We start from the raw sequence: 16,513 nt of genomic DNA, 5'->3' as shown, positions 1-16,513 counted from the left end.
GGCATCGAACAGCCGCCCATTCTTCTGCCATGTCTGCTTCCGCCATGTCACGTCCCCTCGAAGGCATCACCGTCGTCTCCCTCGAACAGGCCATTGCCGCGCCGTTCTGCACGCGCCAGCTGGCGGACCTTGGCGCGCGGGTGATCAAGATCGAGCGGCCGGGTCCGGGCGACTTCGCGCGCGCTTACGACACGCGCGTCCGCGGGCTCTCGTCCCACTTCGTGTGGACCAACCGCTCGAAGGAAAGCCTGTCGCTCGACGTCAAGGCGCCTGATGCCGCGCCATTGCTGGAAGCGTTGCTGGCCAGGACCGACGTGCTGGTCCAGAATCTCGCGCCGGGCGCGTCGGCCCGGCTCGGACTCGACTTCGAGACGCTCTCGCAACGCTATCCGCGACTGATCGTCTGCGATATCTCCGGTTACGGCGGCGATGGTCCGTATCGCGACAAGAAGGCCTACGACCTGCTCGTGCAGAGCGAGTCCGGGTTCGTGTCGGTGACCGGCACGCCGGAAGAGGGCGTCAAGGCCGGTGCCTCGGTCGCCGATATTGCTGCCGGCATGTATGCCTACAGCAATATCCTCGCCGCGCTGATCGAGCGCGGCCAGACCGGCCGGGGCAAACGCATCGACGTGTCGATGCTGGAGTCGATGGTCGAGTGGATGAGTTTCCCGATGTATTACGCGTTCGAGGGCGCCGCGCCGCCGCCGCGCGCGGGTGCCGCGCACGCCACCATCTATCCCTATGGCCCGTTCCCGACCGGTGATGGCAAGACTGTGATGCTGGGCCTGCAGAACGAGCGCGAGTGGGCGGTGTTCTGCGATATCGTGCTGGGCGAGCCCGCGCTGGCCACGCACCCCGATTTCTCGAGCAATTCGCTGCGCAGCGCCAACCGGGCCACGCTGCGCGCCCATATCGTCGAAGCGTTCTCGCGGCTCACGGCGGAGCAGGTCGTCGAGCGGCTGGAGCGCGCGAAGATCGCGAACGCCAATGTCAATACCATGGCCGATGTCTGGCAGCACCCGCAACTCGCGGCGCGCGACCGCTGGCGCACGATCGACTCGCCGGTCGGCCCGTTGCCCGCGCTGCTGCCGCCGGGCCAGACCGATGCCTGCATGAACCCGGTGCCGGCGGTGGGCCAGCATACCGATGCCATCCTTGCCGAACTCGGCTATTCGGCCGAGGCGATTGCCGGTCTCCACGCCCGGGAGGTGGTCTGATGGCGGCCCGCAGCTATCTGTTCGTCCCCGCGTCGCGTCCGGACCGCATCGGCAAGGCGATCGCCGCCGGTGCGGATGCCGTGATCGTCGATCTGGAGGATGCCGTCGCGCCGGACGCCAAGGATGCGGCGCGTGCCGCCCTCGCCACAGCGTGGCCGACGCTGCGTCCGCAGGCCGATGCAGCCGGCGTGGCACTGCTCGCCCGCGTGAACGGCGCCGATACGGCATGGTTCGAAGCCGATCTCGCCAGTTGCAGGCAAATGGCCGTGGCCGCCGTGGTGCTGCCCAAGGCCGATCCGCCCGCGCTGCGTACCATGCGGACGCAGCTGCCCGATACGCCCTGCCTGGCGTTGCTCGAGACGGCGGCCGGGTTTGACGACCTGCGCGCCGTGGCGCGCTCGCCCGGCGTCGAGCGGCTGCTGTTCGGGAGCATCGACCTGATGGCCGACCTCGACGTGGCCGACGACGGCACGCCGCTCGATTACTTCCGCAGCGCCATCGTGGCCGCTTCCCGCGCGGCGGGCCTGCCCGCGCCCGTGGATGGCGTCTGCACCGCGATCGGCGATGCCGACGCGCTGGCCGCGGACACCGCGAGAGGGCGCCGGTTCGGGTTTGGCGCCAAGCTGCTGATCCATCCCAGCCAGGTGGCTGGTGTGCACTCGGCGCTGGCGCCGTCCGCAGACGCCGTGGCCTGGGCACGGCGCGTAGTCGACCAGGCGGCCGCAGCCAATGGGGCCGCCATTGCGGTGGATGGGAAGATGGTCGACAAGCCCGTGCTCGACCGGGCACTACGGATCGTGGCGGCGGCCGCGCGGTGAGGGCCGCCGCGGGCACCGCGCGCGCAATAAAATGCGCGCCGCGACACCTCTCCGCGTGTCGGAAACCCGTCAAAACCGCGGCGCCCTCATCACGGCCGCGCAATATTCGCGCGCGTGCGAGCAGGACGCGGGGAATCGCCGAATAATGCCATTCGGGTTTTCCTTTATACGGGGTTAGCCTGATTTCTTGCGTTTTGGCGGTCAGATGAAAGCCGTTTGTAATGCAGGTCGGTTTGAATGACGCTCGGGAGATCGTGCTCAGTCATCAACAAAAACATATTGGACTGCGGTTATCCGGGATAAAGGGCGTCTAAAAAGAAAAATTGCCATTCCGGTGCACCGTTCGGCTGGCACGGTCGTTTACCTCTGACCGTTGTCGACTCGAGCCGAACTGATCGTGCATTTTCCTGTTTCCCGTGCTGCCGTGGCGATGCTGCTGGCCCTGGCGGCCACCGGCGGGCGCGCTGCCAGCCAGCCCCTGCCGCCCGACGGCCCTTGCGTGGCACCGCCCTCGAAGGCCGCGCTGACGCTGCCGCAGGCGCGCCTGGACGCCGAGCGCTGCAACCGAGACATCATTGCCGCGCGCCGAACCGAAGAGGCCAGCCAGGCCGATATCCAGATCGCTTCGCAACGGCCCAATCCGGTGCTCAGCGTCGGCGTGGCCAATATCAACCAGACCTACGGCATTGGGGCGGGCAATCTCCGCAGCAAGACGGTCGATTCGACGTTCCGTGTCGATCAGGTGATCGAGACCGCGAACAAGGGCAACCTGCGCGTGGATGCGGCGCGCAAGTCCAATGCCGCCGCCGGCGAGCAATTGCAGGCCATCGTCGCGCAGCAGGTCGGCGCCGTCGATCAGGCGTGGTACGAGGCCGTGGTCAGCCAGGAGCGCGTGGAAGTCCTGACCGATATGGTCGGGCTGTACGGGCGCACCCAGCAGGCCAACGAAGCGCGCCTCAAGGCCGGCGACGTATCGCGCTCGGACGTGACCAAGCTTCAGCTGGACACGCTGCGCGCGCAGAACGACCTGCGCGCGGCGCAAGCGGACCACGCGCGCGACAAGGCCGCGCTGGCCGCCACGATCGGCGTGCCGGGCACGCTGGCCGACAATCGCCTGATTCCCGACTGGCCGTCGCTCGACACCCCGGTGCCGCCGGTCGATCCCGATACGCTCCAGCGCCGTCCCGACGTGACCGCCGCCGAGGCGCGCCTTGCGGCGGCCGCGGCCAGCCGCGACGTGGCCCGTGCGGGCCGTGTGCCCGACGTGACCGTCGGCGCGCAATACGAGCACTATCCGATCTCGCAGACCAACACCACCGGCAGCGGCAACAGCTGGGGCGTGTTCGTCTCGATTCCGCTGTTCGTGCGCCACAGCTTCGGCGGCGAAGCCCGCCGCGCCGAGGTCGATTACTACGCGGCGCTCGACGATCGCAACCGCATCCTGCTGGAAGCGCAGAACGACATCGAGCGGCTGCGCGCGCAGCTGGAGTCGGCGCGCCTGTCGCTGAAGCAGATGCGCGAGTCCGTGCTGCCCGCGGCCGAGAGCGTGGCCAACAGCGCCGAGTTCGCGTACAGCAAGGGCGCTTCCGGCGTGCTCGATCTGCTGGATTCGCGTCGCGCGCTGCGTCAGACACGGCTGGACGCCGTGGAGGCGCAGGGCGATTATGCCAAGGCGCTCGCCGCCTACCGCACGGCCCTGCAGGCCACCAATACCGATATCAACAAGCTTCCCCAGGTCCGTACCGATGCGCCGCGTCAATAACAGCATGCAGAGATTTACCGAGATGTCCGTCCTGTCCCGCGCCGGCGTGGCCCGGCTCGCCGCCGTCTCGCTGTGCGCGCTCGCGCTCGTGGCGTGCGGCAAGAAGGCCGTGGAAGAGAACGACGACGATCCCAAGGTCGTCGGCCAGGTCATCACGTTCCCGGAAAGCGTCCGCTCGCTGCCCGGCATCGCGAGCCAGCCCGTCAAGCTGGGCGGCGAACGCATGCTGAGCATGCCGGGCCGCCTGGTCTGGGACGAGGACAAGACCGTGCGCATCAGCTCGCCGTTCGCGGGCCGCGTCACCGAGATCCTCGTGCAGCCCGGTACCGCCGTGAAGATGAACCAGCCGCTCGCGATGCTGACCTCGCCGGACTTCGGTCTCGCGCAGGCCGACGCGCGCAAGGCGGCCGCCGATAGCGCCTTCGCGCAGAAGTCGCTGACGCGCCAGCGCGAGCTTTACGATGCCGGCGTGATCGCGCAGAAAGACTTCGAGCAGGCACAGGCGGACAGCGCCCGCGCCATGGCGGACCTCCAGCGCACGCAGGCCGCGCTGCGCATGTACGGCACCGCCAACGACAATGTGAACCAGAAGTTCTCGCTGCGCAGCCCGATCGACGGCCTCGTGGTCGAGCGCAATATCAACCCGGGCCAGGAACTGCGTCCCGACCAGCCGCCCGCCTCGCCGCTGTTCCTGATCACCGATCCGAGCACGCTGTGGGCGCAGCTGGACGCCACGGAAGCGGACCTCGCGCTGTTCAAGCCGGGCGTCACGGTCAAGCTGTCGAGCGCCGCCTATCCGGGCGAGACGTTCCCGGGCACCGTGATCAAGGTGGCCGACTACGTCGATCCGAACTCGCGCAGCGTCAAGGTGCGCCTGGTCGTGCCGAATGCAGACCGCCGCCTCAAGGCCGAGATGTTCGTGACGGCCAAGCTGCAGGCCGCGTCGTTCAAGGGCATCGCCGTACCGTCGAAGGCCGTGTTCCTGGCCGACAACAAGAACTATGTGTTCGTGCGTCCGTCGCAGAACGTGTTCGAGCGCCGTCAGGTGTCGCTCGGCGTGTCGCTGCCCGGCACCACGGAAGTGCTCGAGGGGCTCAAGGATGGCGAAGTCGTCGTGACCGACGGCAACCTGTACCTGCAGGACATCCTGCGCGATGCCACCGCCGTCAACAGCGTGCGCGCCGCCGCCGCCAAGCAGTGAGGACCGCGGCCACATGATCTCGCGCATCGTCAGTTTTGCGCTTCACCAGAAGCTGTTCGTCTGGCTGGGGCTGCTTATTTTCATCGCCGGCGGCCTGGCCGCCTTCAAGAACCTGCCCATCGAGGCATTCCCGGACGTCTCGGACATCCAGGTCAACGTCATCACGTTGTATCCGGGCCGCGCGGCCGAGGAAGTGGAGCGCCAGGTCACGATTCCGATCGAGACCGCGCTCGCGGGCACGCCGAACTCCGTACGCGTGTTCTCGCATACGCAGTTCGGCCTGTCGTTCATGATGGTGACCTTCAACGACAAGGCCACCGACGTGACCGCGCGCCAGCAGATCCTCGAACGCCTGCGTGGCGTCGACCTGCCCGACGGTGTCAGCCCGGAACTCGCGCCGCTCTCCACGGCCATCGGTGAAATCTATCGTTTCCGCCTGACCGGCAAGGGCTACAGCGCGCAGGAGCTGCGCACGCTGCAGGACTGGGTGGTCGAGAAGAACCTGCGCCAGGTGCCTGGCGTGGCGGATCTCGTGACCATCGGCGGCACCATCAAGCAGTACGAGGTCAACCCGAACCTCGCGCGCATGCGCGACGCCAAGATCTCGCTGTCGCAGCTGTTCACGTCGCTGCAGCGCGCGAACTCGAACGCGGGCGGCGGCTCCGTCAGCCACGGCCGCCAGCAGTACCTGCTGCGCTCGCTGGGTAGCTACCGCACCTCGGCCGATATCGCCAATACCGTGGTGGCCGAGAACAACGGCACGCCGATCCTCGTCAAGGACATCGCCGAAGTGAAGATCGGCGCCGCGCCGCCGCAGGGCCTGATGGGCCAGGACAACGAGGACGACATCGTGTCGGGCATCGTGGTCATGCGCAAGGGCGAGAACCCGTCGATCGTGCTGGAGGCGCTGAAGCAGAAGATCGAGCTGCTCAACGACTCGATCCTGCCGAAGGGCGTCAAGATCGTGCCGTACTACGACCGCTCGACGCTCATCGACAAGACGCTGCACACCGTGTTCGGCAACCTCGTCGAGGGCGCGCTGCTGGTGATGGCGGTGCTGTACCTGTTCCTCGCCAACGTGCGCGCGGCGGCCATCGTCGCGCTCGTGATTCCGCTGGCACTGCTGTCGACGTTCCTGGGCCTGACGTGGGTGGGCATTCCGGCCAACCTGCTATCGCTCGGCGCGATGGACTTCGGGATCATCGTCGATGGCGCGGTGATCGTCGTCGAGAATATCTTCAAGCGGCTGGGCGAGCTGAAGGAACAGCAGATCAAGGACAAGAAGGCGCGGCTCTACGCGATTCTGCAGGCCACCACGGAAGTGGGCCGGCCGACCGTGTTCTCGATGGTGATCATCATCGCGGCGCATATCCCGATCTTCACGCTGCAACGGCACGAGGGCAAGATCTTCGCGCCGATGGCGTACACGGTGACGGGCGCGCTGATCGGCTCGCTGATCCTCTCGCTGACCGTGGTGCCGCTGCTGTGCCATCTGCTGCTTACCAAGAACATCTCGCACGAAGACAATTTCATCGTGCGCCACAGCAAGCGGTTGTACGAGCCGATCCTGACGTGGGCGCTCGGCCACAAGAAGGCCGTGGTCGGCGTGTCGCTGGGCCTGCTCGTCGCCACCGTCGGCGTGGGCAAGTTCCTCGGTAGCGAGTTCCTGCCGGAACTCGACGAAGGCTCGATGTGGGTCAGCTTCGACCTGCCCGCATCGGTGTCGATCGACGAGGCCCGCGAACAGGCGCATATCCTGCGCGACGTCATTCGCAAGACGCCCGAGGTCAACACCACGATCTCCAAGGTCGGGCGTCCCGACGACGGTACCGATCCGAAGCTGATCAACACCGTGGAAATCCTGGTCGACCTCAAGGGCGACAAGCAGTGGCGGTCGGGCTACGACAAGCGCAAGATCATCACGGAGATCGACCGCAACCTCCGCGCGCTGCCCGGCATCGAGCCGAACTTCTCGCAGCCGGTGCGTGACAACATCCTCGAGAGCATTTCGCAGATCAAGGGCCAGATCGTCATCAAGGTGCAGAGCGACAGCCTCGAGCACAACAAGCAGGTGGCCGACCAGATCCTGGCCAACGTGCAGACGGTCAAGGGCGTGATGCGAGCGTTCATCGACCGCGATGGCGAGCTGCCCCAGTATGTGCTCGACTTCGATCGTGCCCAGGCGGCGCGCTACGGCATCAACGTGGCCGACGTGCAGGACCTGATGGAAACCGCGCTGGCCGGCAAGGCGGCGACCGAGCTCTGGGAAGGCGAGCGCCACTTCAGCGTGGCCGTCAGGCTGAAGCCCAACGAGCGCGAGCTGCCCAACCTGCCGAACATCTTCATGCAGACGGCCGATGGCGCGCAGGTCCCGCTGTCACAACTTGTGACGTTCCGCGCGGCCTCGGGCGCGATGAACATCAGCCGCGAGAATGGCCAGCGTACGACGTCCATCGGCATCTTCATCCGCGACCGCGACATGGGTAGCGTGGTGAAGGACATGCAGGCACTGGTCAAGAAGAACGTGAAGACCGACGACGTGAAGATCGGCTGGTCGGGCGAATTCGAGAACCAGGAGCGCGCGATGGCTCGGCTGTCGATCGTCGTGCCGCTGTCGGTGCTGCTGATCTTCCTGCTGCTGTTCAACGCGTTCAAGTCGTTCAAGAGCGCCACGCTGATCATCTCGAACATCCCGTTCGCGCTGATCGGTGGCGTGTTCGCGCTGTTCCTGACGGGCATTCCGCTGTCGGTGTCGGCAGCCATCGGCTTTATCGCGCTGTTCGGCCAGGCCGTGCTGAACGGCGTGGTGATGGTGACGTACTTCAACCAGCTGCGCGATGAAGGCATGCCGCTGCGGCAGGCCGTGATCACGGGCTCGATGGACCGCCTGCGCACGGTGCTGATGACGGCGCTGCTGGCCATGCTGGGCCTGTTCCCGATGGCCATCTCCCGCGCCATCGGCTCGGAAACCCAGCGCCCGCTGGCCATCGTGATCATCGGCGGCCTGATCACCGCCACGATGCTCACGCTGATCGTGCTGCCGACGCTCTACGAATGGATGGTCGGCCGCAGCTGGCCGGATGAAGAAGTCGAAGGCAAGACCGCCGGCGCGTAAGCCACACGGTAGTCCCTCTCCCATCGGGGAGAGGGACCGCCTTCCGTCCGGGGTTCAGTCCCGCCCGTGGGGCCGGCAGATCAGCGCCCCGAGCAACAATCCCACTCCCATCGCCATGCCCAGCGCGCGCACCGGCTCCCGGTGCACGTAGTCGCGTGCGCACTCCTGCGCGTGCTCCATGCGGCTGCATGCATTTTCCTTCAGCGAATGCAACGCGCTGGACCCGCGCTCGGCCTTGGCCAGAAACGTCTTCTTGGCCGCGTCGAGGGCCTCACCTGTCAGGTTGGGAAGCTGGGTCAGCAGATCGTCGAGATCGCGCGCGAGCTGGTCGGTGCTTGCGCGCAGTTGCGACGTCGCCTGGGAAGCAGAGTCCTGCGGATCGAGATTGTTGGGGTCCATGACGTTCTCCGTGATGAGGGATGTGAGAACGTGGTCCCGCGCAGAATCCGTACCAGCCGGTCAAATCGCCGGAAGCACTGGAAATACCGTGACGGACGGTATCAGCCGTGGAAGAACCGCACCCGCAGGCATGAGCGATTTTGTAATTTCCGCCCATGCCCGCGCAGGGTGAAAGGGAGGATCACCCCTTGCGATGCGCATCCCGATCGAGCGCAACTTCCGCCTCGTTACCGCTGAGGCCCTTGTAATAGAGATGCACGCCGATCGCGAGCGAATCATGGCGAATCTCGTTCAGGGCCTTCCACGCCTTCACAGGGTCCTTGAAGACGAGGTAGTGGGCTTCCTGCTCGATCAGCTCGGCCACCTGATGCAGCCCGTGCACATGCAGCGCATTGACCAGCGCGTCGAGGCTGCGGTGCGTGCGCGCATCGGTACGCGGATAGAGCATGTGCAGCACGGCCACACGCTGCTCGGCCATCGTGCCGGACCAGGCGGTGACGATGTCCTGATGGCGGATCGCGGTCACCACATCATCGGCGGCAACAGCGGCAACTTCGTTCGAAGCGGGAAGCAGGGTTTCAGGCGTGAGTCGCATGATGGGGCTCCTTGTTCAGACCAATCGGCAGGGCGATTCGAAGTCCTTACTCTAGGCCAATCATTGCGGAGTAACAGCCCGATTCCGATAACTGACTGTTTCGGTTTGCGAACGAATCGGACGGGAACTTTCGACCTTTCAGCCTTTGAAAGAAATGGCCAAGGCACAGCGCGGGCCAGCGGGTCATGCAGGCCGGACGGTGCGGCAGGCGATAGCGCGGCGTATATTAGCGCTTTGATTTTTTCTTACAAATCGGGGGAGCGATGGATCTGCAATTGAAGGGCAAGGTCGTGCTGGTCACGGGTGGCAGCAAGGGCATCGGCCTCGCGTGCGCGCGCCTGTTCGCGCAGGAGGGCGCAAAGGTGGCCATTGCCGCGCGTCAACCGGAGGGTCTGGATGCGGCCGTGGCTCAACTGGCCGCCGAAGGTCTCGATGCCAGGGGCTTCGCCGCCGACCTGACCGTGCCCGCGCAGGCCGCGGACCTCAAGGCGCGCGTGGAAGCCGCGCTCGGTCCCATCGACGTGCTGGTCAACTCCGCCGGCGCGGCCAAGCGCACGCCCGCGGAAGAACTGACCGCCGCGCACTGGCACGCGGCGATGGAGGCCAAGTACTTCACGTACATCCACATGATGGAAGCCGTGTTGCCAGGCATGGCCGAGCGGCGCACCGGCAATATCGTCAACGTGGTGGGTGTGGGCGGCCGTGTCGCCTCGACGTTCCACCTCGGCGGGGGCGCGGCCAACGCGGCGCTGATGCTTGCTTCGACGGGCCTCGCCCACGCCTACGCGAAGCATGGCATCCGCATCAATGCGGTCAATCCGGGGACGACCGAGACCGATCGCTACCATGCGCGCATGGAGGTGGAAGCCGCGGCGGCCAAGGTCAGCAAGGAAGAAGCCATGCGCGCGCTCACCGACAAGATGCCGATGGGTCGTCTCGCCACGCCCGGGGAAGTCGCGGACATGGTCGTCTTTCTCGGTTCGGGCCGCGCGGCCTACGTGAACGGTGCGGTCATCGCCATCGATGGCGCCGTCAATCCCGTGCCCTGATCGGTGTCATAAAAACGGTACCGCAAAAAACAAAACGCCCCACTCCGCCAGGAGAGGGGCGTTCCGCGGCGCCGCCCGAAGGAGGCGCCGGCGGGCCGAAGCCCGAAGTGTGTCTTATTGCTTCTTGGCGCCGTCGGTGTACGGATCGGCCTTGCCCGTCTTCGCACCGTCGGTGTACGGGTCACGCGCGCCCGACTTGGCCCCGTCCGTGTACGGATCGCGCTTGCTGTTCACGAGGTCCGAACGGGTCGAGCCCGACTTGGCGCCATCGGTGTACGGGTCGAACTTGCCGGTCTTGGCGCCGTCCGTGTACGGATCGGGCTTGCCGGTCTTGGCGCCCTGGGTGTACGGGTCAACTTGCTTTTGCTGCGCAATGGCCAGCGGCGCGGCAACCACGGCCGCGGCCGCGACGATCAGACTGGTGAGATGGGTCTTCTTCATAAGGTGCCTCGCGATGTAGTAATTGGGCGCGATCCGAATACCTGTGTCGACTGCGCCCCGCGTCGATCGGACAGGCAGCTTAATGCTGCACTCTGCAAGCATAGCCCTCTGTCAGTGCAGACGACACTATGCCTTAGTTTTAGATGAAGCACGCATTGGTTGTGCCATCGGTGTGGATGTCTTAATGTCCATATGTAGGCGAGGCGGTTGTAGCTTGTACCGGTAAAAGCGTCAAACTGGCAGGATCTGCGCATATCTTGCTTAGTGCTCCCGGCTTCGTCCGCTACGGGGATGCCGCGTCTCACGAATTGCATGCCGTGGCACATCCTCCACATCCCCGGCGGCCGTGTCCGCGACCAGTACGGCAGGCACGCCCAGCCAGTGCCCCCAGACATCGAGCCACGCGCGCTGGGAGGCGCAGCCGAGCTCGAGCAAGGCGGAGGCGTAGTGGAGCGGAATGCTCAGCGCCGGAATCTGGTTGGTCATCTGCCGTACGTACAGCGATTCCGGGTCCTGCATCACGAACATCGATGCCCAGTCGAAACGGGCCTCGTCGAACATCGACCGCGCAAAATCGGTATTCAGGCCCATCAGCCGGGCCCAGTTCTCGTTCCATTGCTGCCCTTCGGCGGCGCCCATGGCCTGCAGGTGCGGGAAAAACGCCGTCATCGGCCACAGAGTCGGTGGAATGCTTTGCATGGCGAACTCCAGTGAGATGCGCTGCGGGAAGAAAGCCTACCGGCATTCTGGACGCGTTCAACGCGGGGATGAACCCGGGTAAGCAGGGGGGTAGGCTGGCACGGATGTCGCAACAATGCCAGACATTTGGTTTCCGCAAGGAGCTTGCCATGGCAACGACCCGTCATCGTCCCGCCAGCGGCGGCGCGCGCCGCAAGGCGCGGCGCTGGTCGCAGCACGTGACCGAGACCAGCGACGCGATGGACCTGAAGCACGACATCTTCAAGTCCGGCACTGCGGAGGAAGTGGCCGCTTCGCTCAAGAACTCCGCCACGCGTAGCCGCCGCCGCAAGGGCACGCCATTCCAGTCGGCGATGTCCATGCTGAACTTCTATATCAACCGGGCGGGCCGCAATCTGCCCAGGGAGCGCCTGGCCACGCTGCGGCGTGCCAAAGGCAAGCTGCGCGAGGCATTCGGCCGTACGGCATGAGCCTTCACGATTTGTGATCCCCCCATGCCGAACAGGGGCTGGGCGGGAGACCTCGCGAGCGTTAGAGTGGGTGATTCCGCCGGGCAGCAACGGCCCGGCGCATAACACCAGAGGTTCCGAGGAGACACCAAGATGAAATCGATGCCACGCCGCCATGCGCGTCGTACAGCGCTGAAGGCCATGCTCAGTGCCGCGCTGATCGCCACGGGCGCCACCCTCCCGATGGCCCATGCCGCCGATGCGTGGCCCAGCAAGCCGATCACGCTGGTCGTGCCGTTCGCCGCGGGCGGCACCACCGATATCGTGGGCCGGGCCGTCGGCCAGAAGCTGGGCGAAGCGCTGGGCCAGCCCGTGGTCGTGGACAACCGTCCCGGTGCCGGCGGCACGCTGGGCGCGGCCAACGTGGCGCGGGCCCAGCCGGACGGCTACACGTTCCTGCTGGCCACCATCGCCCACACGATGGCACCCGGCATCTACAAGTCGCTGCCTTACGACTTCCAGAAGGACCTCGAGCCCATCGGCATGGTCGCCTCCACGCCGAATGTGCTGATCGTCAACGAGCAGATTCCCGTAAAGACCGTGCAGGAGCTCATCGCCTACATCAAGGCGCATCCGGGCAAGGTCAACTACGGGTCGGCCGGTATCGGCAGCACGGAACACCTGTCGGGCGAACTGTTCCGTTCGGCCACGGGCACCGATATCTCGCACGTGCCTTACAAGGGCGGCGCGCCGATGATGACGGACATCATCGCCGGCCAGATCCAGATGGCCATCGAGACCAGCCCGTCGGCGAACCCGCATATCAAGAGCGGCAAGGTGCGCGCGCTGGCCGTGACGTCGGCCAGGCGCTCGGCCGCTTATCCCGGCGTGCCGACCGTGGCCGAGAGCGGCGTGCCCGGCTATGAAGTGGTGACGTGGTACGCGCTGATGGCACCGCGGGGCACGCCCGATGCGATCAAGCAGCGCGCGGGCGCGGAGCTGGCCAAGGTGCTCAAGCAGCCCGACGTCGTCAAGCGCTTCGACGAACAGGGCGTGACCGCCGGCGATATGAACGCACCGCAGCTGGCGGCGTTCATCAAGACCGAAACCACGAAGTGGATCAAGGTTGCCAAGGACTCGGGCGCGAAGGCCGAGTAACGGTTGACGCCAAATAAAAAACCGCGCCATCCGGCGCGGTTTTTTTATGTGGGCAGCCCGATCAGACCGCGGACTTCAGCACCTTGCCCGTCTCGAAGAACGCCTGCAGATTGTCGAATACAAGATCCGCCATCGCTTTGCGCGTCTCGTGCGTGCCGCTGGCCACGTGAGGCAGCAGCACCACGTTGTCGAGCTTGAACAGCGCTTCCGGCACGTGCGGCTCGTTCTCGAAGACATCGAGCCCCGCGCCCGCGATGCGCTTGTTTGCGAGCGCATCGACCAGCGCCGCTTCATCGACCACGGTACCGCGCGCGATATTGATCAGATAGCCCCTGGGGCCGAGCGCCTCGAGCACGCTGGCCGAGACCAGATGCTTCGTCGTCGGGCCACCCGACGTCGCCAGCACCAGAAAATCCGCCCACGACGCAAGCGCTTCGATCGACGGCTCGAAGCCGTACGACACGCCTTCCTGCGGCTTGCGGCCGAAGTAACGCACTTCCATGTCGAAGCCGCTCGACCGTTTGGCAATCACATGGCCGATGCGGCCGAGACCCACGATGCCGAGGCGCTTGCCGCTCACGCGCGTGGTCAGCGGGTAGGGCGCCTTGGGCCACTCGCCACGACGCACGTAACGATCCGCCGCGCTGATCTGGCGCGCGGCATCCATCAGCAGCGCGAACGCGGTATCCGCCACGCAGTCGTTGAGCACGTCGGGCGTGTACCCCACCGCGATACCGCGCGCACGCGCGGCGTCGAGGTCGATCTTGTCGAGACCCACGCCAAAGCTGGAGATCACGCGCAGCGCGGGCAAGGCCGCGATGGTCGCCGCATCGACGCCGGTGGCGGCGCGCGCGGTCAGCGCGACGAATTCGCCGCCGTGCTTCGCAAGATAGCCAGCCGGATCCTTCTCGGCCCAGAACGGATGCACGTCGAAGTGTTCGGCGAGTCGGGCTTCGATATGTTCGGGCAGGCGGCCATGCTGCAGAAGGCGGGGTTTCATGCGAATGTTTCCTGTTGGGGTATCGAGACGGCCATTATCGGCCAGAAGCCTTGCGCCATGCGGCGAAATCCGCGCGCGCCTGTTCGGTCGTGGCCGGATAGAGGCCGATGATCGAGCGGCCCTTCTTCACTTCCTCGGTGACGAAGTCCTCGAACGCGGTCATCTCGACTGCCTCGGTGGCAATTTCCTCGGCCAGTTCGCGCGGAATGATGACCACGCCTTCGCCATCGCCCACGACCACATCGCCCGGGAACACCGCCACGTCGCCGCAGCCGATCGGCACGTCGAACTCCAGCGCCTGATGCATCGTGAGGTTGGTCGGCGCGGAGGCGCGCTGGTGATACGACGGGATATCGAGCTGCGCGATCTCGGGCGAGTCCCGCAGGCCGCCATCGGTCACGATTCCCGCGCACCCACGCTGCATCAGCCGCGTGACGAGAATCGAGCCAGCCGACGCCGCGCGCGCATCCTTGCGGCTGTCGATCACGAGCACGGCACCTGGCGGGCATTGCTCGATCGCCTGCCGTTGCGGATGGTTCGGGTCCTGGAACACGGTGATCGGATTGAGGTCCTCGCGCGCGGGGATATAGCGCAGCGTGAAGGCCTCGCCGACCATCGTCCCGTGCTTCGCGGCATGCCTCGGATCGAGCGGATGCACGTCCTGGATAAACTGGTTGCGCAGGCCGCGCTTGAACAGGGCGGTGCAGAGCGTGGCCGTGCTGACGGACTTGAGCCTGTCGCGGAGGGTAGGGCTGAGCTGGGTCATGAGGGTCCTGTCGCTTCGGTCAGTAGATGCTCGGTTCGCCCGCGGACTCGCCGAAGTCGGTCTGCAGGAAGTCGAAGTCGCAACCGTCGTGAGCCTGCCGGATATGCTGCGCGAACATCCAGCCGTAGCCGCGCCCGAATTTCGGCGGCAGCGGCTGCCACGCGGCGCGGCGTCGCGCGAGTTCTTCGTCGGAGACCTCCAGATGGATGCGGCGCTGGTCGATATCGACGGAAATCATGTCGCCCGTCTGTACCAGCGCGAACGGCCCCCCGATATACGCTTCCGGCGACACGTGGAGGATGCAGGCACCGTAGCTCGTGCCGCTCATGCGCGCATCGGACATACGCAGCATGTCGCGCACGCCCGCCTGCACGAGCTTCTTCGGAATCGGCAACATGCCCCACTCGGGCATGCCGGGGCCGCCCTGCGGGCCCGCGTTGCGCAGGATCAGCACATGGTCCGCGGTCACGTCGAGGTCGTCGCGCTCGATCGCGGCCTTCATCGACGGATAATCGTCGAACACGAGCGCTGGCCCCGTATGTTTGTAGAAGCGCGGCTCGCACGCGCTTGGCTTGATCACGCAGCCATCGGGCGCGATATTGCCCTTGAGCACGGCCAGCGCGCCTTCCTGATACAGCGCGTTCTCGCGCGAGCGGATGACGTCGTCGTTGTACACCTCCGCGCCGGCGATGTTTTCGCCAAGCGTGCGGCCCGTGACCGTCGGTGCGTCCAGATGCAGCTTGTCCGTGATGCGGCTCATCAGCGCCGGCAGGCCGCCCGCGTAGTAGAAGTCCTCCATGAGGTACTTGTCGCCGCTCGGCCGGATATTCGCGAGCACCGGCACGTGGCGGCTCATCGCGTCGAAGTCTTCCAGCCCGATGTCATGGCCCGCGCGCCGCGCCATCGCAATCACGTGGATGATCGCGTTCGTCGAGCACCCCATCGCCATGGCCACGGCAATCGCATTCTCGTACGACGCATGTGTCTGTACGCGCGCGGGCGTCAGGTCCTCCCACACCATTTCCACGATGCGGCGGCCGGACTCCGAGCACATGCGGATATGGTTGGCGTCGGCAGCGGGAATCGACGAAGCGCCGGTCAGCGACATGCCGATGGACTCGGCGATCGCGGTCATCGTGCTCGCCGTGCCCATCGTCATGCAGGTGCCGTGGCTGCGCGCGATGCCGCCTTCGATCCCGATCCACTCGGTCTTGCTGATGTTCCCCGCGCGGCGCTCGTCCCAGTATTTCCACGCGTCGGAGCCCGAGCCCAGCACATTGCCCTTGTAGTTGCCGCGCAGCATCGGCCCGGCCGGCACGTAGATGGCCGGCACGCCCGCGCTGGTCGCGCCCATCAGCAACCCCGGCGTGGTCTTGTCGCAGCCGCCCATGAGCACGGCGCCGTCGATCGGATGGGACCGAATGAGCTCCTCGGTCTCCATCGCGAGCAGATTGCGGTAGAGCATCGTGGTCGGCTTGACCGAACTCTCGGAGAGCGAGATCGCGGGAAGTTCGATGGGAAAGCCGCCGGCCTGCAGGATGCCGCGCTTGACGTCGTCAACGCGCTGCTTGAAGTGCGAATGGCAGGGATTGATATCGGACCAGGTATTGATGATCGCGATGACCGGCTTGCCCATCCACTCGTCGGGCGCGTAGCCCATCTGCATGATGCGGGAGCGATGACCGGAGGAACGCAGGTCGTCGGGGGCAAACCAGCGCGCGCTGCGCAGCGCGTCGGGCGTTTTTCGTGCCGTCATGGTTGTCTCTTCCATGTCCATATAGATGGCGGAGCCGGTCTGCATGGCCGGCCTTGATGCCGACGATTAAAGCACTAATATATTAGTA

15 protein-coding genes are annotated in these 16,513 nt (G+C 65.8%); 8 read left to right on the top strand and 7 right to left on the bottom strand.

The features are described from left to right. The first annotated feature begins 44 nt into the window (after positions 1–44). From AAHB16_RS18315 to AAHB16_RS18295, 5 genes are all read left to right on the top strand, one after another. Positions 45–1,217, top strand: a complete 1,173-nt coding sequence (locus AAHB16_RS18315; protein WP_150375190.1) for a CaiB/BaiF CoA transferase family protein — start codon at positions 45–47, stop codon at positions 1,215–1,217. Next, entirely contained in the window at positions 1,217–2,035 is an 819-nt protein-coding gene (locus AAHB16_RS18310) for an HpcH/HpaI aldolase/citrate lyase family protein (protein WP_342051623.1), read from the top strand. The genes AAHB16_RS18315 and AAHB16_RS18310 overlap by 1 nt, the downstream gene beginning before the upstream one ends. A 397-nt stretch (positions 2,036–2,432) precedes the next feature. Then, positions 2,433–3,797: a TolC family protein gene (locus AAHB16_RS18305; protein ID WP_411859878.1), complete on the top strand. Its 1,365-nt coding sequence runs from the start codon at positions 2,433–2,435 to the stop codon at positions 3,795–3,797. Between the two features lie 22 nt (positions 3,798–3,819). Continuing rightward, a complete protein-coding gene (locus AAHB16_RS18300; protein ID WP_223851783.1) occupies positions 3,820–4,998 on the top strand; it encodes an efflux RND transporter periplasmic adaptor subunit in 1,179 nt (392 codons plus the stop codon). A gap of 13 nt (positions 4,999–5,011) precedes the next feature. Continuing rightward, complete coding sequence (locus tag AAHB16_RS18295) at positions 5,012–8,113, top strand: efflux RND transporter permease subunit (protein ID WP_150375187.1); 3,102 nt, start codon at positions 5,012–5,014, stop codon at positions 8,111–8,113. A gap of 54 nt (positions 8,114–8,167) precedes the next feature. Here AAHB16_RS18295 and AAHB16_RS18290 read toward each other — a convergent pair whose 3' ends face one another. Further along, positions 8,168–8,512 carry a DUF883 family protein gene (locus tag AAHB16_RS18290; RefSeq protein ID WP_150375186.1) on the bottom strand — a complete coding sequence of 115 codons (345 nt, stop codon included), beginning with the start codon at positions 8,510–8,512 and terminating at the stop codon, positions 8,168–8,170. Between the two features lie 181 nt (positions 8,513–8,693). Then, positions 8,694–9,107, bottom strand: coding sequence for a hypothetical protein (locus AAHB16_RS18285; protein WP_150375185.1), 414 nt, complete (start codon positions 9,105–9,107; stop codon positions 8,694–8,696). Between the two features lie 263 nt (positions 9,108–9,370). Here AAHB16_RS18285 and AAHB16_RS18280 point away from each other — a divergent pair, with 263 nt between their 5' ends. Continuing rightward, a complete protein-coding gene (locus tag AAHB16_RS18280) occupies positions 9,371–10,156 on the top strand; it encodes an SDR family NAD(P)-dependent oxidoreductase (RefSeq protein ID WP_150375184.1) in 786 nt (261 codons plus the stop codon). A 114-nt stretch (positions 10,157–10,270) separates the two neighbouring features. Here the strand turns inward: AAHB16_RS18280 and AAHB16_RS18275 are convergent, their stop codons facing one another. Together AAHB16_RS18275 and AAHB16_RS18270 are read right to left on the bottom strand one after the other, a co-directional pair. Then, positions 10,271–10,597 (bottom strand): hypothetical protein, encoded by a 327-nt coding sequence (locus AAHB16_RS18275; RefSeq protein ID WP_150375183.1) that lies wholly within the window; start codon positions 10,595–10,597, stop codon positions 10,271–10,273. A 261-nt stretch (positions 10,598–10,858) separates the two neighbouring features. Beyond that, complete coding sequence (locus tag AAHB16_RS18270) at positions 10,859–11,296, bottom strand: polyhydroxyalkanoate granule-associated phasin (protein WP_150375182.1); 438 nt, start codon at positions 11,294–11,296, stop codon at positions 10,859–10,861. Positions 11,297–11,445: 149 nt separating this feature from the next. On the opposite strand from AAHB16_RS18270, the gene AAHB16_RS18265 reads away from it, so the two are divergent. Then, positions 11,446–11,766 (top strand): DUF3175 domain-containing protein, encoded by a 321-nt coding sequence (locus AAHB16_RS18265; RefSeq protein ID WP_223851782.1) that lies wholly within the window; start codon positions 11,446–11,448, stop codon positions 11,764–11,766. 132 nt (positions 11,767–11,898) lie between these two features. Further along, positions 11,899–12,903, top strand: a complete 1,005-nt coding sequence (locus tag AAHB16_RS18260) for a Bug family tripartite tricarboxylate transporter substrate binding protein (RefSeq protein WP_411859877.1) — start codon at positions 11,899–11,901, stop codon at positions 12,901–12,903. A 61-nt stretch (positions 12,904–12,964) separates the two neighbouring features. Here AAHB16_RS18260 and AAHB16_RS18255 read toward each other — a convergent pair whose 3' ends face one another. Genes AAHB16_RS18255 through araD form a run of 3 tightly spaced genes read right to left on the bottom strand, consistent with a single transcriptional unit; the run spans position 12,965 to position 16,425 of the window. Next, positions 12,965–13,903: a 2-hydroxyacid dehydrogenase gene (locus AAHB16_RS18255; protein ID WP_342051622.1), complete on the bottom strand. Its 939-nt coding sequence runs from the start codon at positions 13,901–13,903 to the stop codon at positions 12,965–12,967. 34 nt (positions 13,904–13,937) lie between these two features. Continuing rightward, a complete protein-coding gene (locus AAHB16_RS18250) occupies positions 13,938–14,669 on the bottom strand; it encodes a ribonuclease activity regulator RraA (protein ID WP_342051621.1) in 732 nt (243 codons plus the stop codon). A 19-nt stretch (positions 14,670–14,688) separates the two neighbouring features. After that, entirely contained in the window at positions 14,689–16,425 is a 1,737-nt protein-coding gene (araD, locus tag AAHB16_RS18245; RefSeq protein WP_342051620.1) for an L-arabinonate dehydratase, read from the bottom strand. Positions 16,426–16,513: the final 88 nt, after the last annotated feature.

The sequence above is a fragment of the Cupriavidus sp. OTU4054 genome (assembly GCF_038440175.1).
Classification (GTDB): Bacteria; Pseudomonadota; Gammaproteobacteria; order Burkholderiales; family Burkholderiaceae; genus Cupriavidus; species Cupriavidus pauculus_D.
This window is presented reverse-complemented; position numbering and strand designations above follow the sequence as displayed.